The organism is Pseudomonas sp. FP215, assembly GCF_030687795.1.
Lineage (GTDB): Bacteria > Pseudomonadota > Gammaproteobacteria > Pseudomonadales > Pseudomonadaceae > Aquipseudomonas > Aquipseudomonas salmasensis.
In genome coordinates, this window is the sequence record NZ_CP117447.1 from 2,596,737 (window position 1) to 2,617,127 (window position 20,391).

17 protein-coding genes are annotated in these 20,391 nt (G+C 62.4%); 7 read left to right on the forward strand and 10 right to left on the reverse strand.

The features are described from left to right. Positions 1 to 40 precede the first annotated feature (40 nt). The 7 genes from PSH76_RS11855 to PSH76_RS11885 all read left to right on the forward strand — a co-directional run bounded on the left by PSH76_RS11855 (position 41) and on the right by PSH76_RS11885 (position 5,732). The gene (locus PSH76_RS11855) at positions 41 to 703 is read left to right on the forward strand and encodes an amino acid ABC transporter permease (protein WP_003191828.1); all 663 of its coding nucleotides are present in this window, start codon (positions 41 to 43) and stop codon (positions 701 to 703) included. A gap of 12 nt (positions 704 to 715) precedes the next feature. Next, positions 716 to 1,378, forward strand: coding sequence for an amino acid ABC transporter permease (locus tag PSH76_RS11860; protein WP_305494132.1), 663 nt, complete (start codon positions 716 to 718; stop codon positions 1,376 to 1,378). After that, positions 1,375 to 2,157 (forward strand): amino acid ABC transporter ATP-binding protein, encoded by a 783-nt coding sequence (locus PSH76_RS11865; protein WP_305494133.1) that lies wholly within the window; start codon positions 1,375 to 1,377, stop codon positions 2,155 to 2,157. The genes PSH76_RS11860 and PSH76_RS11865 overlap by 4 nt, the downstream gene beginning before the upstream one ends. A 15-nt stretch (positions 2,158 to 2,172) precedes the next feature. Further along, the gene (locus tag PSH76_RS11870) at positions 2,173 to 2,562 is read left to right on the forward strand and encodes a RidA family protein (RefSeq protein ID WP_305494134.1); all 390 of its coding nucleotides are present in this window, start codon (positions 2,173 to 2,175) and stop codon (positions 2,560 to 2,562) included. A gap of 134 nt (positions 2,563 to 2,696) precedes the next feature. Further along, positions 2,697 to 3,461 (forward strand): IclR family transcriptional regulator, encoded by a 765-nt coding sequence (locus PSH76_RS11875; RefSeq protein WP_032896883.1) that lies wholly within the window; start codon positions 2,697 to 2,699, stop codon positions 3,459 to 3,461. Positions 3,462 to 3,470: 9 nt separating this feature from the next. Continuing rightward, on the forward strand, positions 3,471 to 4,679 hold the full coding sequence (locus PSH76_RS11880) for an amino acid deaminase (protein ID WP_305494135.1): 1,209 nt from the start codon (positions 3,471 to 3,473) through the stop codon (positions 4,677 to 4,679). A 144-nt stretch (positions 4,680 to 4,823) separates the two neighbouring features. Continuing rightward, positions 4,824 to 5,732 carry a sugar kinase gene (locus PSH76_RS11885; protein ID WP_305494136.1) on the forward strand — a complete coding sequence of 303 codons (909 nt, stop codon included), beginning with the start codon at positions 4,824 to 4,826 and terminating at the stop codon, positions 5,730 to 5,732. Between the two features lie 118 nt (positions 5,733 to 5,850). On the opposite strand, the gene PSH76_RS11890 is transcribed toward PSH76_RS11885, so the two are convergent. From PSH76_RS11890 to PSH76_RS11935, 10 genes are all read right to left on the reverse strand, one after another. After that, positions 5,851 to 6,126 (reverse strand): peptidylprolyl isomerase, encoded by a 276-nt coding sequence (locus PSH76_RS11890; protein ID WP_003174397.1) that lies wholly within the window; start codon positions 6,124 to 6,126, stop codon positions 5,851 to 5,853. A 43-nt stretch (positions 6,127 to 6,169) separates the two neighbouring features. Beyond that, positions 6,170 to 8,707: a PAS domain-containing protein gene (locus tag PSH76_RS11895; RefSeq protein WP_305494137.1), complete on the reverse strand. Its 2,538-nt coding sequence runs from the start codon at positions 8,705 to 8,707 to the stop codon at positions 6,170 to 6,172. 138 nt (positions 8,708 to 8,845) lie between these two features. Continuing rightward, complete coding sequence (locus PSH76_RS11900) at positions 8,846 to 10,801, reverse strand: acetoacetate--CoA ligase (protein ID WP_305494138.1); 1,956 nt, start codon at positions 10,799 to 10,801, stop codon at positions 8,846 to 8,848. Positions 10,802 to 10,928: 127 nt separating this feature from the next. Continuing rightward, positions 10,929 to 11,702: a 3-hydroxybutyrate dehydrogenase gene (locus PSH76_RS11905; RefSeq protein WP_003191811.1), complete on the reverse strand. Its 774-nt coding sequence runs from the start codon at positions 11,700 to 11,702 to the stop codon at positions 10,929 to 10,931. A gap of 7 nt (positions 11,703 to 11,709) precedes the next feature. Continuing rightward, on the reverse strand, positions 11,710 to 13,101 hold the full coding sequence (locus PSH76_RS11910; RefSeq protein ID WP_305494139.1) for a GntP family permease: 1,392 nt from the start codon (positions 13,099 to 13,101) through the stop codon (positions 11,710 to 11,712). 293 nt (positions 13,102 to 13,394) lie between these two features. Then, positions 13,395 to 14,786 carry a sigma-54-dependent Fis family transcriptional regulator gene (locus PSH76_RS11915; RefSeq protein WP_278917840.1) on the reverse strand — a complete coding sequence of 464 codons (1,392 nt, stop codon included), beginning with the start codon at positions 14,784 to 14,786 and terminating at the stop codon, positions 13,395 to 13,397. Between the two features lie 22 nt (positions 14,787 to 14,808). Beyond that, complete coding sequence (locus PSH76_RS11920; RefSeq protein WP_305494140.1) at positions 14,809 to 16,380, reverse strand: ABC transporter ATP-binding protein; 1,572 nt, start codon at positions 16,378 to 16,380, stop codon at positions 14,809 to 14,811. A gap of 10 nt (positions 16,381 to 16,390) precedes the next feature. After that, positions 16,391 to 17,413, reverse strand: coding sequence for an ABC transporter permease (locus PSH76_RS11925; RefSeq protein ID WP_032896898.1), 1,023 nt, complete (start codon positions 17,411 to 17,413; stop codon positions 16,391 to 16,393). After that, the gene (locus PSH76_RS11930) at positions 17,413 to 18,471 is read right to left on the reverse strand and encodes a microcin C ABC transporter permease YejB (protein ID WP_032876053.1); all 1,059 of its coding nucleotides are present in this window, start codon (positions 18,469 to 18,471) and stop codon (positions 17,413 to 17,415) included. Before PSH76_RS11930 ends, PSH76_RS11925 begins: the two co-directional genes overlap by 1 nt. Then, a complete protein-coding gene (locus PSH76_RS11935) occupies positions 18,471 to 20,330 on the reverse strand; it encodes an extracellular solute-binding protein (RefSeq protein WP_056788144.1) in 1,860 nt (619 codons plus the stop codon). Before PSH76_RS11935 ends, PSH76_RS11930 begins: the two co-directional genes overlap by 1 nt. Between the last annotated feature and the right edge of the window lie 61 nt (positions 20,331 to 20,391).

Consider the following 20,391-nt stretch of genomic DNA (forward strand, 5'->3'; position numbering starts at 1 on the left):
GGGGCGTGCTTGAGCGCGCCCCCTTCAGGTGCTGCTGACCATGAACTATCAGTTGAACTTTGCCGCCGTCTGGCGTGATTTCGACACCTTGCTGGCGGGGCTCGGCCTGGGGTTGCAGTTGGCGTTGCTGTCGATCGCCATCGGCTGCGTGATCGGCCTGTTGATGGCGTTTGCCATGCTCTCCAGGCACCGCGCGCTGCGTATTTTTGCCTCGGTGTACGTGACGGTGGTGCGCAACACCCCGATCCTGGTGTTGATCCTGTTGATCTACTTCGCCTTGCCCTCCCTGGGTATTCGCCTGGATAAGATCCCCTCGTTCATCATCACCCTGTCGCTGTATGCCGGTGCCTACCTCACCGAAGTGTTCCGCGCAGGCCTGGTGAATATTCCCAAGGGCTTGCGTGAAGCCGGCCTGGCCATCGGCCTGGGCGAGTGGCGGATCCGCGCTTACATCACCGTGCCGGTGATGCTGCGCAACGTGCTGCCGGCGCTGTCGAACAACTTTATCTCGCTGTTCAAGGACACCTCTCTGGCCGCTGCGATCGCGGTGCCGGAGCTGACCTATTACGCCCGCAAGATCAACGTCGAAAGCTACCGGGTGATTGAAACCTGGCTGGTCACGACCGCGCTCTACGTGGCTGCCTGTTACCTGATTGCCATGCTGCTCCGTTACCTGGAACAGCGTTTGGCTATCCGTCGCTGAGGAAGGGTCCCCATGTACGAATCCCCCAGTTGGCTGCATGAATTGTGGATTGCCCGCGAGACCCTTTGGGCTGGCTTCCAGGCCAGTGTGGCGGTCTCGGCGCTGGCGATTGTCTTTGGCACCCTGATCGGCATCGTCGCCGGGCTGATCCTGACCTACGGCAAATTCTGGATGCGCGCGCCGTTCCGTCTGTACGTCGATTTGATCCGTGGCACGCCGGTGTTTGTGCTGGTGTTGGCGTGTTTCTACATGCTGCCGGCCCTGGGCTGGCAAATCAGTGCGTTCCAGGCCGGTGCGGTTGGGCTGACCTTGTTCTGTGGCTCCCATGTGTCGGAAATCGTGCGCGGCGCGCTGCGAGCCATTCCCCGTGGGCAATTGGAAGCAGGCAAGGCGATTGGCCTGACCTTTTACCAGTCCCTGGGCTACGTGCTGTTGCCCCAGGCGCTGCGGCAGATCTTGCCGACCTGGGTCAACTCCTCCACGGAAATCGTCAAGGCCTCCACCTTGCTGTCAGTGATCGGCGTGGCGGAATTGTTGCTCAGTACCCAGCAGGTGATCGCGCGTACCTTCATGACCCTGGAGTTCTACCTGTTCGCCGGGTTTCTGTTCTTTGTCATCAACTACGCCATCGAATTATTCGGGCGCTACATTGAAAAGCGGGTGGCCTTGCCATGAACCAAGCTCAAACCAACCCAGCGCTGCTGGACATTCGTGGCCTGCGTAAACAATACGGCCAGGTGGAAGTGCTCAAGGGCGTCGACCTGACCATGCAGCGCGGCAATGTGGTGACGTTGATCGGCTCCAGCGGCTCGGGCAAGACCACTTTGCTGCGCTGCGTGAACCTGCTGGAAGAGTTCCAGGGCGGGCAGATCACCCTGGACGGCGAGTCCATCGGCTACAGCGATGTCGGCGGCAAGCGCGTACGCCACCCGGAGCGGGTGATCGCCCAGCACCGTGCAATGACCGGCATGGCGTTTCAGCAATTCAACCTGTTCCCGCACTTGACCGCGCTGCAGAACGTTACCCTCGGCTTGCTCAAGGTCAAGAAGATGAGCAAGGATGAGGCGGTAGCCCTGGCCGAAAAATGGTTGGACCGCGTCGGCCTGCTGGAGCGCCGTAATCACTTTCCCGGCCAACTGTCCGGCGGCCAGCAACAGCGTGTGGCGATTGCCCGCGCCATTGCCATGAACCCCAGCCTGATGCTGTTCGACGAAGTCACCTCGGCCCTCGACCCGGAGTTGGTGGGCGAAGTGCTCAGCGTGATCAAGGGGCTGGCAGAGGAGGGCATGACCATGTTGTTGGTCACCCACGAAATGCGCTTTGCCTATGAGGTCTCGGACCAGATCGTGTTCATGAACCATGGCCGCATTGAAGAGCAGGGCAGCGCGAAGGACATCTTCGAACGGCCGCAGTCGCCGCGCCTGGCGGAATTTCTCAAGAACATTCGTTTTTAACAAGGAGCAACTTTTATGAGCATTACTCGTTACGGCACCGGCAGCACCGCAGGTGGCGGCCAGCCACGTCCATTCGCCCGCGCCGTGGAAGCCGATGGCTGGCTGTACGTGTCGGGCCAGGTGCCTGCGGTGGACGGTGAAATCATCAATGGTGGCATCATCGAGCAAACCCGGCAGACGATGCGCAATGTGGTGGCGATCCTCGAAGAAGCCGGCTACGAACTCAAGGACGTGGTACGGGTGGGCGTATGGTTGGAAGACCCACGGGACTTCTGGAGTTTCAACAAGGTGTTCGGCGAGTACTTCACCCCGGAACACGCCCCGGCGCGCGCCTGCGTGCAGGCCAACATGATGGTCGATTGCAAAGTCGAGATCGATTGCGTGGCCTACAAGAAAAAGACCTAACTGATTATTCCCACGCTCTGCGTGGGAATACCGCCTTGGACGCTCTGCGTCCGCGCTTGTGACGCAGAGCGTCACCGCATGCATTCCCACGCAGAGCGTGGGAACGATCATCTGGAACGGGACCGAGTACTGCCATGACCGAAGACACCATCAAACGCCGCGCCAAAGGCCTGGACCGTGCGTTCGATATCCTCGATTTTCTCAAGGAAATCGGCCAGCCCCTGCGCCCGAATGATATTGCCAGCGGCATCGGCAGCCCCAAATCCACGGTCTACGAACTGGTGGCGTCGTTGCTGGAGCGGCGCATCCTGGAGACCGTGGGCAAGGACGGCCACGTGTACCTGGGCCGCCAGCTGTATTTCCTCGGCCAGGCACACTTGCGTCACTTCGACCTGACCCGTGAGGCCGACCACGCCTTGCAGGAGATCGTCAGCCAGACCCACGAAACCGCGCAGATGTGCCTGCTCAACGGGCGCAAATACACGGTGGCGCTGATGCGCGAAGGCCAGCGGCATTTCCGTATTTCTTCGGATATCGGCGAAAACGCGCCCATTCCGTGGACGGCCTCGGGGCGCTTGTTGCTAGGGCATTTGAGCGACCAGCAGATCGTCGACCTGATCGACCCCGACGATTTCATCCTGCCGGACGGCCTGCGCCTGCCGCTGGACACTTTCCTGGCGCAGATCCGCCAGGCCAGCCTGGAGGGGTTCTTCTCCTTCGACAGTGTGGCCGACACCTTCACCCATTGTTTTGCCGCCCCGGTGCGCGATGCCCAGGGCATCAGCATCGCGACCCTGTGCATCGTCGCCCCCCGGGCCGATGCCAGCAAAAACTACCACGACTATCGCCGGGTACTGATCGACAGCGCCAACAGCCTGGCCCGGCGCATCAACGAATAGGAGTTTTCCATGTCTGCCCTCAATGCCGTTGAAAAAGGTGCCGCCGCCGTCGGTGCCCATGTGGTTCGGGATGTCAGCCTGCCGGCCCTGGTGCTGCACCGCGACGCCCTGGAACATAACATCCGCTGGATGCAGGACTTTGTCCGCAGCAGCGGTGCCGAGCTGGCGCCCCACGGCAAGACCAGCATGATGCCCGCACTGTTCCAGCGCCAGATCGCCGCTGGCGCCTGGGGCATCACCCTGGCTACTGCCGTGCAAACCCGTGCCGCCTACGCCAACGGCGTGCGTCGCGTGCTGATGGCCAACCAACTGGTGGGCGCGCCAAACATGGCCTTGATCGCCGACCTGCTGGCCGATAATGATTTTGACTTCCATTGCATGGTCGATCACCCGGACAACGTTGCCGACCTGGGCCTGTTCTTCGCCGCCCGTGGCCAGCGCCTCAACGTGATGATCGAATACGGCGTGGTCGGTGGCCGCTGCGGTTGTCGCAGCGAGCAAGAGGTGCGTGAGCTGGCCAAGGCGATCCAGGCCCAGCCGGCATTGGCGTTGACCGGTATCGAGGGTTACGAAGGCGTGATCCACGGCGAGCATGCCGTCAGTGGCATTCGCGACTTTGCCGCCAGCCTGGTGAGCCTGGCGGTCGAGCTGCAAGACAGCGGCCTGTTCGACCTGCCCAAGCCGATCATCACCGCATCGGGCTCGGCCTGGTACGACCTGATCGCCGAGTCGTTCGAAACGCAGAACGCCGCCGGCCGTTTCCTCAGCGTGTTGCGCCCTGGCAGTTACGTGGCCCACGACCATGGCATCTACAAAGAGGCGCAGTGCTGCGTACTCGAACGCCGCAGCGACCTCAACGAGGGCCTGCGCCCGGCAATGGAAGTCTGGGCGCATGTGCAGTCGTTGCCGGAGCCTGGTTTTGCGGTGGTTGCCCTGGGCAAGCGCGACGTGGCCTACGACGCCGGCTTGCCGGTGCCGCTCAAGCGCTACAGGGCCGGGATTGTGCCGGCGCAAGGTGATGATGTGAGCGGGTGCAAGGTCACGGCGGTGATGGACCAGCATGCGTTCATGGCCGTGGCGCCGGGGGTGCAATTGCGCATTGGCGACATCATTTCCTTTGGTACGTCCCACCCTTGCCTGACCTTTGACAAGTGGCAGGTGGGGTGCCTGGTGGATGAGCAGTTGCAGGTGGTTGAGTCTCTGCGTACCTGCTTCTAGACCGCGTCGCGGCTATCGCAGCGATGCGGCGACCCGACAAGCCAGCTCCCACATTCGACTGCATTCCTCCAGTTGGAATAGGGTCAAGTGTGGGAGCCGGGCTTGCCCGCGATGGGGCCCTCCAGCACACCTGAGAACTTTGCCATGAACACCCACCCCCACATCGCCCTCATCGGCGAATGCATGATCGAACTGCAACACCGCGCCGACGGCAGCCTGCACCAGAGCTTCGGCGGCGACACCCTGAACACCGCGGTGTACCTGCGCCGCGAACTGGGCGATGCCGGCAGCGTTGACTACGTCACCGCCCTGGGCGATGACAGCTTCAGCGATGCCATGTGTGAGCATTGGCACGCCGAAGGCCTTGGCCTGGGGATGGTCCAGCGCCTGCCTGGGCGCCTGCCGGGCTTGTACTGCATCCAGACCGACGCCCAGGGTGAACGTAAATTCCTCTACTGGCGCAACGAAGCGGCCGTGCGCGACTGCTTCACCACGCCTGCCGCCGAGCCGGTCCTGGCGGCATTGCCGGGCTATGACGTGGTGTATTTGAGCGGCATTACCCTGGCGGTGCTGGGAGATATCGGGCGTGAGCGCTTACGGCAGGCGCTGATCGAAGCCCGCCAGCGCGGCGCCAAGGTGGTGTTCGATAACAACTACCGGCCGCGATTGTGGGCCGATGTGCAAACGGCCCGTGAGGCGTATCGCAGGGTGCTGGCCGAGGTGGACATTGCCTTGCTCACCGAGGATGACGAACGCGCGTTGTTTGGTTATGAGGATAGCGAGCAGGTGTTCGCGGCGTACCCGTCGATTGCAGAAGTGGTGCTCAAGCGCGGAGCGGATGCGTGCCTGATTCGTTGCGCGGGGGAGCGCTTTGCGGTGCCGGCGTTGAAGGTGGAGAAGGTGGTGGACACCACGGCGGCGGGGGATTCGTTCAGCGCGGCGTATTTGGCTTGTCGGCTCAAAGGTGGCTCGCCGCAAGAGGCTGCCTCGGCGGGGCATCGGTTGGCGAGCCGGGTGATTCAGGTGCCAGGGGCGCTGATCCCCCGTCACTGATCGTTCCCACGCTCCGCGTGGGAAGGCAGCCCGGGACGCTCCGCGTCCCAGAAGTGGACGCAGAGCGTCCAGTGAGGCGTTCCCACGCAGAGCGTGGGAACGATCGGAAGCAGCCCCATCAATCGCGGTAAAACACCTGCACCAGGTGATACCCAAACTTGCTCTTGATCGGCCCGTGCACCACCTTCACCGGCTTCTTGAAAATCACCGCATCAATCGCCCCCACCATCTGCCCGGGCCGCACTTCGCCTAGGTCACCGCCGCGCTTGCCCGACGGGCAGGTGGAGTACTTCTTGGCCAGCACATCAAAGGCTTCGCCCTTGGCAATGCGCTGCTTGAGTTGTTCGGCTTCTTCGCTGGTTTTCACCAGGATATGACGGGCTTGGGCTTTCATGGGGCTCTACCAGCTGTGCGACGGCGCGCGATTATGCCTGAACTCAGGTCTCGGCGCCGATCATGCTACGGATTTTGTTGGCCAACAGGTCAATGGAAAAGGGCTTGGCGACCATGTCCATGCCGTCTTCCAGGAACCCCTGGCGCTCGGCGGCTTTCTCGGCATAACCGGTCATGAACAGCACGCGCAGGCCGGGGCGATGCTGGCGGGCGATTTCCGCCAGTTGCCGGCCGTTCATGCCGGGCAGGCCGACGTCGGTCACCAACAGGTCCACACGCAAATCCGACTCCAGCAACGGCAGCGCCGCACGCGCATCCGCCGCCTGGTGCGCGGTGTAGCCCAGTTCGTCGAGCACATTGACCACCAGCATACGCACCGCCGGGTCGTCCTCGACCACCACCACCGCTTCACCGGCCAGGGCCACGGGGGCTTCGGTCAGGCTGGTGGGCAGGCTGCTTTCCAGCGCCGTGCCATACAAACGCGGCAGGTACAGGCGCACGCAGGTGCCCTGGCCGGGTTCGCTCTGGATGGTCACGTGGCCGCCGGACTGCTGGGCAAAGCCGTAGATCATCGACAACCCAAGGCCGGTGCCTTGGCCGATGGGCTTGGTGGTGAAGAACGGATCGAACGCCTTGGCGAGGATTTTCGGCGCCATGCCGCTGCCGTTGTCGCTCACGCCCAGCATCACATAATCGCCGGCCTTGACCGGTTCCAGCGTGGTGATGTCGGTGCCGTCCAGGTAACTGTTGGCGGTTTCGATCAGCAGCTCGCCGCCGTCGGGCATGGCGTCGCGGGCGTTGATCACCAGGTTGAGCAGGGCGTTTTCCAATTGGCTGGCGTCAGTGTTCACCGGCCAGATGTCCTTGCCCAGTTGTACCTTGAGTTCGATATGCGCGCCCTTGGTGCGCCGGAACAGGTCTTCCAGGGACGCCACCAGTTGGTTGGGGTCGGTAGGGCGACGGTCCAGCGACTGGCGCCGCGAGAACGCCAGCAGCCGATGGGTGAGGGCGGCGGCGCGGTGGGCGGAGGACACGGCGGCATCGGCAAACCGGCCGATATCGTCGCTGCGCCCGGCGGCAATGTAACGCTGCATCAGGTCCAGGCTGCCGATGATGCCGGTGAGCATATTGTTGAAGTCATGGGCGATACCGCCGGTGAGCTGGCCGACCGCTTCCATCTTCTGCGCATGGCGCAGGGCATCTTCGGCCCGTTCGCGCTCGAACATCTCGTTTTGCAGGCGCTGGTTGGCCTCGGCCAGCGCCTGGGTGCGCTGAGCCACGCGTTCTTCAAGGTTCTCGTTGAGGTGGCGCAGGGCCTCTTCGGTGAGCTTGCGTTCGGTCTCGTCGATCACAAAGATGTAGAAACCATTCACCGAGCCGTCATTGCTAAAGCGCGGCAGGTACTTCATCAACGCATGGCGCGGGCGGCCATCGCGATGAGGCGTCACCGTCATGAAGCTGCACGCCTTGCCCTTGAGCGCGGCGGCGATCTTGTCTGCGCGCCCGGCATACACTTCGTCGCCGAGCACTTCGCGGATGGTCTTGCCGTACAGTTCCTGGGGCGTCTTGCCGTACCACTCCAGGTAAGCGCTGTTGTTGAGGCGAAAGCGCTGGTCGTGGTCAACGTAGCCGATCAATACGGGCATGGCGTTGATGATCAGCTGCAGCTCGGTCTGGCTCTGGCGCAAGGCCTGCTCGGTGTTTTTGCGCTCGGTGAGGTCCAGCGCGGCGCCGAGGAACCGCGCCGGCCTGCCGTGATGATCCTTGTAGCAGCGGCCACGGGCGAACACCCAGCGCACCTGGCCATCGGCCTGTTGCAGGCGGTATTCCTCGGCGTACTCGGTGCCATGGGTGATGCAATGCTTGATGCTGCGCGTCACCGTGCCCCGGTCTTCGGGATGCACGCCGTGCAGGTAGGCGCTGATGGGCAGCAGGCTTGAATCGTTGGGGTCGACGCCATGCAGGTAGGCGAAATGGGCGTCGGCAATGAAACGGTCTTCACCGATATCCCAATCCCAGGTGCCCACCGCGTCGGTGGCTGCTAATGCGAGTTGCAGGCGTTGCTCGGTGTTGTGCTGGGCCTTGAGGCTTTCTTCGGAACGCTGTTGCAGTTCGAGGGTTTTACTGCGCCGCTCATTGGTTTCAATGGCCGTGACCAGAATGCCGGCCACCCGGCAGCTTTCATCGCGCACCGGGCTGTAGGTCAGGTCCAGCCAGATTTCGGTATCGCAGCCCTGGCGGTGCAGCACAAAGCGTTGCTCGCTGAAGGTGCGCACCTGGCCGCCGAGCACGGCGTCGTAGACCGGCGCGGCGAAGCTTTCAAGCTCTGGCCAGGTGTGGTGCGCCGGCTGGCCCAAGGCGCCGGGGTGCTTGCTGCCAATCAGGTATGCAAAACCATCGTTATAGAGTTGCGTGAGCTGCGGGCCCCACAGCAGTACCATCGGCATGGGCGAATGCACGACGATATCGACGGCAGTGCGCAGGCTTTGCGGCCACTCACTGGCCTCACCGAGTGGGCTTTGTGCCCAGTCCAGCCGCTTGATCAACGCAGCGGCTTCGCTACCGGTGGATGTTCCATTCATAAAAAGCCCTGAGCATGACGCTTTGAAAAATGACAACACCCATTATCCCAAGGAGTGGCAACGGGTGGCTACCCCGGAAAAATAGCATGCCTTGAGGGTTTTTCTTCAAAGTGCCGTGTCAGCGCTGAAACCTTTCATCTAATAAGCCAGCTCAGCTCTGTCGCGAAATTGCTCCAGTGCCTGGGGGTTGGCCAGGGCATCGGTGTTTTTTACCGGCTCGCCGTGCACCACATTGCGCACCGACAATTCGACGATTTTGCCGCTGATGGTGCGGGGGATATCCGTGACAGCGAGGATCTTCGCCGGCACGTGGCGCGGTGTGGTGTTGGCGCGAATCACCTGGCGGATCTGCTGTTGCAGCGCCTCGTCCAGTTCGATCCCGTCCTCCAGGCGTACAAACAGCACCACGCGCACGTCGTCCTGCCAACGTTGACCGATGGCGAGGCTTTCCAGCACCTGCGGGATTTTATCCACCTGGCGATAAATCTCGGCGGTGCCAATACGCACGCCGCCGGGGTTGAGCACCGCGTCTGAACGCCCATGAATCAACAGGCTGCCGTTGGCGCGTTGCTCGGCATAGTCGCCCTGGGCCCACACGCCGGGGAACTGGCTGAAATACGAAGCGCGCAGTTTTTGCTGCTGCGGGTCGTTCCACAACCCGATGGGCATGGCCGGGAAGTGCCGGGTGCACACCAGTTCGCCTTTCTCTGCGATCAGGGGCCGGCCCTGGTCGTCCCACACTTCGATGGCCATGGCCAGGCTCTTGCACTGCATCTCACCGCGCCGCACCGGCAGCACCGGGTTGCCGATCACAAAGCAGGAGACAATGTCGGTGCCACCGGACATCGACGACAGGCACAGCTCAGCCTTGATCTCGCGGTACACATAGTTGTAACTCTGGGGCGACAGCGGCGAGCCCGTCGAAATCAGACCCTTGAGGCTGCCCAGGTCGTGGCTCAAGCGCGGTTGCAACCCGGATTTTTCCAGGGTGGCGAGGAATTTGGGACTGGTGCCGAACACGCTGATTTTTTCCGCATCGATCAGGTCGATCAAGCGTTCGGGGCCGGGGTGGAACGGCGAGCCGTCGTACAGCACCGCGGTGGCGCCGATCGCCAGTACCGACACCAGCCAGTTCCACATCATCCAGCCGCAGGTGGTGTAGTAGAACAGGCAGTCCTCGCGGTTCAGGTCGGCATGCAGGCCGTGTTCCTTGAGGTGCGTCAGCAATACGCCGCCGGTGCCGTGGATGATGCACTTGGGGATGCCGGTGGTGCCGCTGGAATAAAGGATATACAGCGGGTGATCGAACGGCACCGCGACAAATTCGGGTTCGCCGGCGGCCTGATAGAAGTCGTCCCACAGCGCGACGTGGGCGTGGGTGGTGTAGTCCCCAGCCTGCGCTTCGGGCTTGGCGTACGGCACGATGATCAGCTGTTGCAGGGAGGGCAGGCGCTCAAGGATTTCATTGAGCTTGGCGCTCTGGTCGATGCGCTTGCCGGCATAGCGGTAGCCTGCGCAGGTGATCAGCACCTTGGGCTCGATCTGGCCGAAGCGGTCGATGACGCCCTGGGTGCCGAAGTCTGGCGAGGAGCACGACCAGATAGCACCGAGGCTGGTGGTGGCGAGCATGCCCACCAGGGTTTGCCAGGTGTTGGGCATACACGCGGCCACCCGGTCACCCATGCCGACCCCGGCCGCCCGCAGGCTTTTTTGCAGGCCGGCCACGTGCTCTGCCAGTTGGGCATAGCTCAATTGTTCGCGTTGGCCGTCTTCGCTGACAGCCACCACGGCAGGGTGATCATCGCGGCGGCGCAACAGGTGTTCGGCAAAGTTCAGGGTGGCGCCGGGAAACCATTGGGCGCTGGGCATCTCCACGTCTTCGATCAGCGTGACGCTGGACGGGCTGCGAAACTGCACGTCAAAGAACGCGACAATCGCCTGCCAGAAGTCCGGGCGCTGGTCGATGCTCCATTGGTGCAGGGCGGGGTAGTCGTGGAGCTGTACGCCGTGCCGTTGGTTGATGAAGCGGCGGAACTGGTCCATGCGCGTGTTGGCGATGCGTTCCGGGGAGGGTTGCCAGAGGATGTCGGACATAAGCTGCCTCTTCTCGTTCCCACGCTCCGCGTGGGAATGCCTGACTGGACGCTCTGCGTCCGCTTTTGGGGCGCGGAGCGCCCCGGTCTGCGTGCCCACGCAGAGCGTGGGAACGATCATCACGGGTTTACTGGGCCAGCCAGCCACCATCGATGTTCCAGGCCGCGCCGCGCACCTGGGCACCGGCTTCACTGCACAAGAACAACACCAGCTCGCCCAACTGCGACGGCGTCACAAACTCCAGTGACGGCTGCTTCTCCGCCAGCAGATCCTGCTGTGCCTGCTGTGGGTCGACCCCGGTGGCCACACGATCATCAATCTGCTTCTGCACCAGTGGCGTCAGCACCCAGCCCGGGCAGATGGCGTTGCAGGTCACATTGCTGGTGGCGGTTTCCAGGCCCACCACCTTGGTGAGGCCGATCACCCCATGCTTGGCCGCCACGTACGCTGCCTTGCCCACTGAGCCGACTTGGCCGTGCACCGAGGCGATATTGACGATGCGCCCCCAGCCCTTGGCCTTCATGCCCGGCAAGCTCAGCCGAGTGCTGTGGAACACCGAGGACAGGTTGATGGCGATGATCGAATCCCAGCGTTCCACCGGAAAGTCTTCCACCGCTGCCACATGCTGGATACCGGCATTGTTGACCAGGATGTCCACGCCACCGAACTCGCGCTCGGCGTAGGCGAGCATGTCGGCGATCTGCGCGGGGTCGCTGACGTCGGCCGGGTGGTGCCCGACCTTGCCGCCAAACGCCTGCACCTGGGCGATCACCGCGCTGGCGTCGCCAAAGCCGTTGAGAATCAGGTTGGCGCCGGCCTTGGCCAGGCTCAGGGCTATCCCTAAGCCGATGCCGCTGGTGGAGCCGGTGACCAGGGCGGTCTTGCCATTCAAAGTCGTCATGAAAACCTCACACAATGCCGGTGGCGTAGAAAGTACCGATCACCACGAACACCGCGAGGGTCTTGATGATCGTGATACCAAAAATGTCCTTGTAGGCTTCGCGGTGGGTCAGCCCGGTGACCGCCAGCAAGGTGATCACCGCGCCGTTGTGGGGCAGGGTGTCCATGCCGCCGCTGGCCATGGCCGCGACCCGGTGCAGCACCTCAAGGGGGATATTGGCCGCGTGGGCGGCTGCAATAAAGCTCTCGGACATCGCGGCGAGGGCGATGCTCATGCCGCCGGAAGCCGAGCCGGTGATACCGGCCAGCAAGGTCACGGTGATCGCTTCGTTGACCAGCGGGTTGGGGATGCCCTTGAGCCAGTCCGCCAGTACCAGAAAACCCGGCAGCGAGGCGATCACGGCGCCAAACCCATATTCCGAGGCGGTATTCATCGCCGCCAGCAATGCACCGCTGACCGCGCTTTTACTGCCTTCAGCCAGCTTGCTCTTGATCGCCGAGAAGCCGAACACCAGCACCACGATAATCCCCACCAGCAACGCCGCCTGCACCGCCCAGATCGCAGTGAGCTTGGCGATTTCGGTGGTCACCGGCGCGCTCATGCCCGGCAGGCTGAGGCTGTGGGTCTTGCCGTACCACTGCGGGATCCAGTGGGTGAACAACAGGTTCATCACCCCCAACAGGATCAGCGGCGACAGCGCGAGCCACGGGTTGGGCAGGCTCAAGTTGTCGGCGGTTTCCGGCTCATTGCGCAACTCGGTGCCATAGCCTTCACCGGCCCGCTGGGCCTTGTTGCGCTGGCGTGCGAGGTAGAGCATGCCGGCGCAGAACACGAAGATCGTGCCGATCAGCCCCAGCCACGGCGCCGCCCAGGCGGTGGTGTTGAAGAAGGTACTGGGGATGATGTTCTGGATCTGCGGCGTGCCGGGCAGGGCGTCCATGGTGAACGAAAACGCGCCGAGGGCGATGGTCGCCGGGATCAGGCGCTTGGGGATATTGCTCTGGCGGAACATCTCGGCGGCAAACGGGTACACCGCAAACACCACCACGAACAGCGACACGCCACCGTAGGTGAGCAGGGCGCAGACCAGCACAATCACCAGCATCGCCTGGCGCGTGCCGAGCAAGCGGATCGCAGCGGCGACGATCGAGCGCGAAAACCCCGACAGCTCAATGAGCTTGCCGAACACCGCACCAAGCAGGAATACCGGGAAATACAGCTTGATAAAACCGACCATCTTTTCCATGAACACCCCGGTAAAGGCAGGGGCGACGGCGGAGGGGTCGGTGAGCAGGACGGCGCCAAGGGCGGCGATGGGGGCGAACAGGATAACGCTATAGCCACGGTAGGCGGCCAGCATCAGCAGCGCGAGCGCGGCCAGGGCAATGATCACACTCATGGTGTGTCTCCATCGGATTGTTATTGTTGTGGGTGACGCTTTGGGAGGGAGCTATAGCGAGATGTGTGCCATATTTATAACTTGTTGATATATAAAGATTTATTGGCTGTTGACGACGGTTTTTCAGAAGACAGTCTCAATCGAGAGACGAGTGGAGATCCTTGTGGGAGCTGGCTTGCCTGCGATAGCGGTGGTTCAGCTGGCTTGTAGGGCACTGTTAGAGCGCTATCGCAGGCAAGCCAGCTCCCACATAAGATTGTCTTGATATTGGGAATGATGTCTCTAATTTGAGACTAAGTTAGTCCAAGCACCAGCATTTTTTTATACAACGTCGACCGCCCAAGCCCCAACCGCTTGGCCGCCTCTACCACATTGCCGTCACAGGCCTTGAGCGCCCCCGCAATCACTTCCCGATCAAAGCGCTCCCGCGCCGCCGCAAAGGTTTCACCCTCGACCGCCGCCACCGCGCCCCGTTGTACCGGGCTGAACGTGCCAATCGCTGCGCGAAGGTCGCTGGCATTGAGCATCAGGTCATCACTCAACAGCGCCGCTCGCTCCAGCACATTGCGCAACTCGCGGATATTGCCCGGCCAGGCATGTTGGGCCAACAGCGCCAGGGCATCGCGGTCCAGTTCGTGCTGGCTGCGCAACTCCTCAAGGATCGCCTCGCTCAATGCCGGAATATCCTCCAGGCGTTCACGCAAGGGCGGTACCTGGATCGGCAATACGTTGAGGCGGTAATACAAATCCGCACGAAACTCGCCACGCTTGATCGCCGCTTCCAGGTCCATGGACGTCGCGGCAATCACCCGCACATCGCTGTGCAGCATCTCGTTGGAGCCTACCGGTTCGAATTCCTTTTCCTGCAACACCCGTAGCAATTTGCTTTGCAGGGGCAGCGGCATATCGCCGATTTCATCGAGAAACAGCGTGCCGCCCTGGGCTATCTGGAACTTGCCGGGGCGACCCTTGCGGTCGGCACCCGTAAACGCACCGGGTGCAGTGCCGAAAAACTCGGCTTCAAGCAGGTCATGGGGAATCGCCGCGCTGTTGATGCTCACAAAGGCTTTGTGCGCCCGAGGCGATGCGCCGTGGATGGCCTGGGCGAGCAGCTCCTTGCCGGTGCCGGTTTCCCCGAGCAGCAACACCGGCGACTCGGCACTCGCACTGCGCCGCGCCCGGCGCTTGACCTCAAGGCTCGCCGCGCTGGTGCCGATAAAGTGCGCGAAGTTGTATTTGCTCTGCCGCGAGCGCAGCAGTGAGCGCGTGGAGGCCAGCTCCTGTTGCATGCTCAGGTAGCGCTCGATCAGCGGCGACAGGTTGCGCAGTTCATCGAACAGCGCAAAGCCAATCGCGCCGATCACCGTCCCGGCCTCGTCGTGGATCGGCAGGCGCATCACCACCAGCGGGCCTTTGGGGGTGTCCTGGATGTCCAGCAGGATCGGCCGGTCATTGCGCACCACCTGGCGCAGCAGGCTGTTGGAAATCACCTGCTCGCACGGCTGGCCGATGGCTTGGTCGGCGCTCTTGAGGCCAAAACGCTTGGCGTAACGCTCGTTCATCCACACGATATTCGCATCGCGGTCGACGATGACCGTGCCTTCGCTGGACTGCTCGATGATCTCGAACAGCGACTGGATGGCCAGGCCGCGAACCTGTTGGTAGTCCTTGAGGCTAGTGCTCATGGAGGCAGAATCCTGTTAATCATCACAAGGGGATGTGCGCTGCAGCCAGCAGTTCTTTGGTGTACGGGTGCTGGGGCGATTCGAACACATGATGGCTCGCGCCACGCTCCACCACCTTGCCATCCTTGACCACGATCATGTCATGGGCCATGGCGCGCACCACCGCCAAATCATGGCTGATAAACAGGTAGGTCAGGCCGTATTTGTCCTGCAGCTCGCGCAGCAGCGCCACCACTTGTTTCTGCACCGTACGGTCCAGCGCCGAGGTGGGTTCGTCGAGCAGCATCAGCGCGGGCTTGAGCACCAGGGCGCGGGCAATGGCAATGCGTTGGCGCTGGCCACCGGAAAACTCATGGGGGTAACGATGCCGGCTGGCAGGGTCCAGCCCCACGTCCTTGAGCACCTGGATCACTTGCGCTTCGCGGTCGGCCAGGCTGCACGGTGCGTGCACTTCCAGGCCCTCGCTGATGATCTGCTGCACCGACATGCGCGGGCTGAGGCTGCCATAGGGGTCCTGGAACACCACCTGCATCTGCTTGCGCCATGGGCGCATCTGCTGATGGTTGAGCGGGTCCAGGGCCTCACCCTGAAAGCGGATGCTGCCGCTGGAGTCGAGCAAGCGCAGGATCGCCTGGCCCAGGGTCGACTTGCCGGAACCGGACTCACCGACAATCCCCAGGGTCTTGCCGCGCTGCACGCTGAGGCTGATGCCGTCCACCGCGCGCAGGTAGGTCTTGGCGCGGAACAGCCCGCCGCCGAGGGGGAATTGCACGCTCAGGTCATCCACTTCCAGTACCGTCTCACGCGGCTCGCTGCACAGCACATCGCCCGAGGGCTCGGCATCCAGCAGCAGGCGGCTGTAGGGGTGCTGCGGTGCGGTGAACAGGGCCTGGCAGTCGGCCTGCTCGACGATTTCCCCGGCACGCATCACGCAGACCCGCTGGGCGATACTGCGCACCAGGTTCAGATCGTGGCTGATCAACAGCAGCGACATGCCCAAACGTTGCTGCAAGGATTTGAGCAGCAACAGAATCTTGCGCTGCACTGTCACGTCCAGCGCCGTGGTGGGCTCGTCGGCAATCAACAGTTCGGGCTCGCAGGCCAGGGCCATGGCGATCATCACCCGCTGGCGCTGGCCGCCGGACAGTTGATGGGGGTAGGCCTTGAGCCGTTCCTGGGGTTTCTGGATGCCCACCAGTTCCAGCAGTTCGAGGATGCGCGCCTGCGCCGCCTTGCCGCCCAGGCCTTTGTGCAGCAGCAGGGTTTCGCCGATCTGCTTTTCGATGCTATGCAGCGGGTTCAGCGAGGTCATCGGCTCCTGGAAAATCATGGCAATGCGGTTGCCGCGCAATTTTTGCAGGGTGCTTGGTGAGGCGCCGATCAGTTCCTGGCCGCGATACTTGATCGAACCCAGGGTGTCGGTGCCGGCTTGCGGCAGCAGTTGCAGGATCGAATGGGCCGTCACCGACTTGCCCGAGCCCGACTCGCCCACCAGCGCCAGGCACTCGCCGGGGCACACGTCCAGGCTCAGGTTGCGCACGACGGTCTGGCCGTTGAAAGCGACGCACAGGTCGCGGATTTCGATCAGGTTCATACGCAGTTACTCATGAGCGGGGGTCGAAGGCATCACGCAGTGCCTCGCCGATAAACACCAGCAACGACAGAATCAGCGCCAAGGTGAAAAACGCCGTCAAGCCCAGCCACGGCGCTTGCAGATTCTGCTTGCCCTGGCCGATCAGCTCACCCAGGGACGCGCTGCCGGCGGGCATGCCGAAGCCAAGGAAATCCAGGGCGCTCAAGGTGGAAATCGCCCCGGTCAAGATAAACGGCAAATAGCTGAGGGTCGCGGTCATGGCGTTGGGCAGGATGTGCCGGCGAATGATCTTGCCATCGCCCAGACCCAGGGCGCGTGCGGCCTTGACGTATTCCAGGTTGCGCCCGCGCAGGAACTCGGCGCGCACCACGTCCACCAGGGCCAGCCAGGAAAACAGCGCCATGATCCCCAGCAACCACCAGAAGTTCGGCTCGACAAACCCCGACAGGATAATCAGCAGGTACAGCACCGGCAGGCCAGACCACACCTCCAGGATGCGTTGCCCAAGCAAGTCCACCCAGCCGCCGTAGTACCCCTGCAGCGCGCCGGCGGCAATCCCGATGACGGCGCTGATGGCAGTCAGGGCCAGGGCAAACAGGATTGACACCCGTGCGCCAAAGATCACCCGCGCCAACACATCGCGGGACTGGTCATCGGTGCCCAGCCAGTTCACCGCCGACGGCGGGCTCGGGGCAGGGCGGGTGAGTTCGTAGTTGGGGGTGTCATCGCTGAACGGAATCGGTGGGAACAGCATCCAACCGCCATCCTGCTTGATCAACTTTTGCACGTAGTCACTGCGGTAATCCGCCTGGAACGGCAACTGCCCGCCGAACTGCTGTTCGGTGTAGCGCTTGAACACCGGGAAATACAGCTCGTTCTTGAAACTGAGCACCAGCGGTTTGTCATTGGCGATCAACTCGCCGCCCAGGGTCAGTATGAACAGGCCGATAAACAGCCACAGCGACCACCAGCCACGCCTGTTTTTCTTGAAGCGCTCGAAACGCCGACGGGCCACGGGAGACAGGTTGAGCATCAGGCGTTCCTCGCGGCGAAGTCGATACGCGGGTCCACCAGGGTGTAGCAGAGGTCACCGATGAGTTTTATCAGGAGGCCGAACAGGGTGAAGATAAACAGCGAGCCAAACACCACCGGGTAGTCCCGGGACACCGCCGCCTCGTAGCTCATGCGGCCCAGGCCATCGAGCGAGAAGATCACCTCGATCAGCAGCGAGCCGGCAAAGAACACACTGATAAACGCCTGGGGAATCCCCGAGATCACCAGCAACATGGCATTGCGGAACACGTGACCGTACAACACCCGGCGTTCGCTCAAGCCCTTGGCGCGGGCGGTGACCACGTACTGGCGGGTGATTTCATTGAGGAACGAGTTCTTGGTGAGGATGGTCAAGGTGGCGAACCCGCCGATCACCAGCGCGGTGACCGGTAGCACCAGGTGCCAGAAATAATCGGCCACCTTGCCCACGGTGCTCAGTTCGGCAAAGTTCTCCGAGACCAGCCCGCGCACCGGGAACCAGTTCAGCGAGGTACCACCAGCGAACACCACGATCAGGAACATCGCAAACAGGAACGCCGGCATCGCATAACCGATGACGATGGCCGTGCTGCTCCACATATCAAAGCTGCTGCCATGGCGCACGGCCTTGCGTATGCCCAGCGGGATCGACACCAGGTAGGTGATCAGCGTGGCCCACAGGCCGAGGGAAATGGTGACGGGCATCTTTTCCAAAATCAGGTCGGTCACCGTCGCGCCGCGAAAGAAGCTGTTGCCGAAGTCCAGTTGGGCGTAGTTCTTGAGCATCAACCACAGGCGTTCCGGCGCGGATTTGTCGAAGCCGTATTGTTTCTCGATGTCCTTGATCAGCTTCGGGTCCAGGCCGCGGCTGGCCCGCGAGCCGCTGATGCCTTCGCCGGATGCGCCCGCCACACCACCGCCGCCAATGCCTTGCAAGTGCGCGATGGCTTGCTCCACCGGCCCGCCGGGCGCGGCCTGCACGATCACGAAGTTCACCAACAGGATGATCACCAGCGTCGGGATGATCAGCAGCAGGCGCCGTACGATATAGGCAAACATCAGTGGGCCTCTCCGCGTTTTTTCAACTCAGCCTGCATTTGTTCGTTCGTCAGCGGGGTGGGGCTGACTTCCCACCAGGTTTCCAGGGCTTCGTCGTTTTTTGCCTCGATGGCCGGGCGCCCGAAACGGTTCCACCACGCGGCCGAGGTGCCCGGTGGGTAATAGTTGGGGATCCACAGGTAGTTCCATTGCAGTACGCGGTCCAGGGCGTGGGCATAGGTGAGCATCTTCGCCTGGGTGTCGGCCTTGACCAGGCCATGGATCAGCGTATCGACGGCCGGGTCCTTGAGCACGATGTAGTTGTTGGCGCCCGAATCGAACGCGGCGGCAGAACCGAAATAGTTATAGAGCTCCATGCCGGGCGAGGTGGTCACCGGGAAGCCCGTGACGATCATGTCGTAGTCGCGGGCCATCAGGCGGTTGACGTATTGCGAGGAGTCGATGCGGCGGATGTTCAGGGTGATGCCGATCTGCGCCAGGTTGCGCTTGTAGGGCAGCAACAGGCGCTCAAGGCCGTTCTGCACATTCAGAAAGGTGAATTCCAGCGGCTCGCCCTGGGCATTGACGAGTTTGTCGCCCACAGGTTTCCAGCCGGCGTCTTCCAGCAGGGCCAAGGCTTGCAGCTGTTTATCGCGGATCATGCCGCTGCCGTCGGTGACCGGGGCCTTGAACACCTGGGTAAACACCTCGTCGGGAACCTGCCCGCGCAGGGGTTCGAGGATCGCCAGTTCTTCCGGAGTGGGTAACTGGCTGGCGGCCAATGGGCTATTGGAGAAATAGCTCTGCTGTCGGATGTACAGGTTGCGCATCATCTGGCGGTTGGCCCATTCAAAATCCCACAGCATCGCCAGGGCCTGGCGCACGCGGCGATCCTTGAACATCGGTTTTTGCACATTGAACACGTAGCCCTGGGCCGGCTGCGGCATCTCCTTGGCCAGGTGCGCGCGCTGCAGGCGGCCATCGTCCAGGGCCGGGCCGTTGTAGCCGATGGAGTAACCAGTGGCGGAAAACTCTCGGTTGAAGTCGTAGGCGCCGCCGCGCAGCACCTGGCGGGCCACTTCGGTGTCGCCGAAGTATTCCAGGCTCAGGTGATCAAAGTTGTACAGGCCACGGCTGACCGGCAAGTCCTTGCCCCACCAGTCGGGGTCGCGGGTGAAGGTGATGGTGCTGCCGGAGTCGATCTTGCTGACCTTGTAAGGGCCGCTACCCAGCGGGGCTTCGTAGCCGCCGCCGTTGGCAAAGTCGCGAGTCTTCCACCAGTGCTCGGGGAACACCGGCAAGGTGGCGATATCCAGGGGCAGGGTGCGGTTTTCGTTGCTGGAAAAGTCAAAGCGCACCTGGCGTTCGCCTTCGACTTCGACGTGTTTGACGTCGGCAAACAACGTGCGATAGCGCAGGCTACCTTGGGTCATCAGCACGTCAAAGCTGTAGCGCACGTCTTGCGCGGTAATGGGCGTGCCATCGGCAAAACGCGCCTTGGGGTTCAGGTAGAAGCGCAGCGACAGGCCGTCGCCTGCGCGTTCCATCTTTTGCGCCACCAGGCCATAGACAGTGTAAGGCTCATCCAGCGAGCGCAACGCCAAGGGCGCGTACACCCAGCCGTCGACCTGGGACACGCCGATGCCTTTGTCGATATAGGGCAGCACATGGTCAAAGCGCCCCACCTCCAGCGCCGAACGCCGCAGGCTGCCGCCCTTGGGGGCGTTGGGGTTGGCGTAGTCGAAATGGCTGAAACCTTCGGCGTACTTGGCCGGCTCGCCGTATACCGTCAAGTAGGTTTGCGGGGCCGCGATCACCGCAGTGCTGGCCATTAGCAATGCCAGGGTGGAACAGAGCAGAGATGAAAAAGCCAATCGCATTATCAGCCTTGAGCGCCGGGTAAAGAATAATAAGGATTTGTACGCTAACGGCCTGGGCATC

What these genes read in the sequence shown, in the direction of transcription:
- PSH76_RS11885 (WP_305494136.1), top strand. Translation starts at nt 4,824, where the DNA reads ATGAACACCCACCCCCACATCGCCCTCATCGGCGAATGCATGATCGAA.
- PSH76_RS11910 (WP_305494139.1), bottom strand. Translation starts at nt 13,101, where the DNA reads ATGAGTGTGATCATTGCCCTGGCCGCGCTCGCGCTGCTGATGCTGGCC.
- PSH76_RS11890 (WP_003174397.1), bottom strand. Translation starts at nt 6,126, where the DNA reads ATGAAAGCCCAAGCCCGTCATATCCTGGTGAAAACCAGCGAAGAAGCC.
- PSH76_RS11865 (WP_305494133.1), top strand. Translation starts at nt 1,375, where the DNA reads ATGAACCAAGCTCAAACCAACCCAGCGCTGCTGGACATTCGTGGCCTG.
- PSH76_RS11915 (WP_278917840.1), bottom strand. Translation starts at nt 14,786, where the DNA reads ATGAGCACTAGCCTCAAGGACTACCAACAGGTTCGCGGCCTGGCCATC.
- PSH76_RS11855 (WP_003191828.1), top strand. Translation starts at nt 41, where the DNA reads ATGAACTATCAGTTGAACTTTGCCGCCGTCTGGCGTGATTTCGACACC.
- PSH76_RS11870 (WP_305494134.1), top strand. Translation starts at nt 2,173, where the DNA reads ATGAGCATTACTCGTTACGGCACCGGCAGCACCGCAGGTGGCGGCCAG.
- PSH76_RS11920 (WP_305494140.1), bottom strand. Translation starts at nt 16,380, where the DNA reads ATGAACCTGATCGAAATCCGCGACCTGTGCGTCGCTTTCAACGGCCAG.
- PSH76_RS11860 (WP_305494132.1), top strand. Translation starts at nt 716, where the DNA reads ATGTACGAATCCCCCAGTTGGCTGCATGAATTGTGGATTGCCCGCGAG.
- PSH76_RS11875 (WP_032896883.1), top strand. Translation starts at nt 2,697, where the DNA reads ATGACCGAAGACACCATCAAACGCCGCGCCAAAGGCCTGGACCGTGCG.
- PSH76_RS11880 (WP_305494135.1), top strand. Translation starts at nt 3,471, where the DNA reads ATGTCTGCCCTCAATGCCGTTGAAAAAGGTGCCGCCGCCGTCGGTGCC.
- PSH76_RS11895 (WP_305494137.1), bottom strand. Translation starts at nt 8,707, where the DNA reads ATGAATGGAACATCCACCGGTAGCGAAGCCGCTGCGTTGATCAAGCGG.
- PSH76_RS11900 (WP_305494138.1), bottom strand. Translation starts at nt 10,801, where the DNA reads ATGTCCGACATCCTCTGGCAACCCTCCCCGGAACGCATCGCCAACACG.
- PSH76_RS11925 (WP_032896898.1), bottom strand. Translation starts at nt 17,413, where the DNA reads ATGCTCAACCTGTCTCCCGTGGCCCGTCGGCGTTTCGAGCGCTTCAAG.
- PSH76_RS11930 (WP_032876053.1), bottom strand. Translation starts at nt 18,471, where the DNA reads ATGTTTGCCTATATCGTACGGCGCCTGCTGCTGATCATCCCGACGCTG.
- PSH76_RS11905 (WP_003191811.1), bottom strand. Translation starts at nt 11,702, where the DNA reads ATGACGACTTTGAATGGCAAGACCGCCCTGGTCACCGGCTCCACCAGC.
- PSH76_RS11935 (WP_056788144.1), bottom strand. Translation starts at nt 20,330, where the DNA reads ATGCGATTGGCTTTTTCATCTCTGCTCTGTTCCACCCTGGCATTGCTA.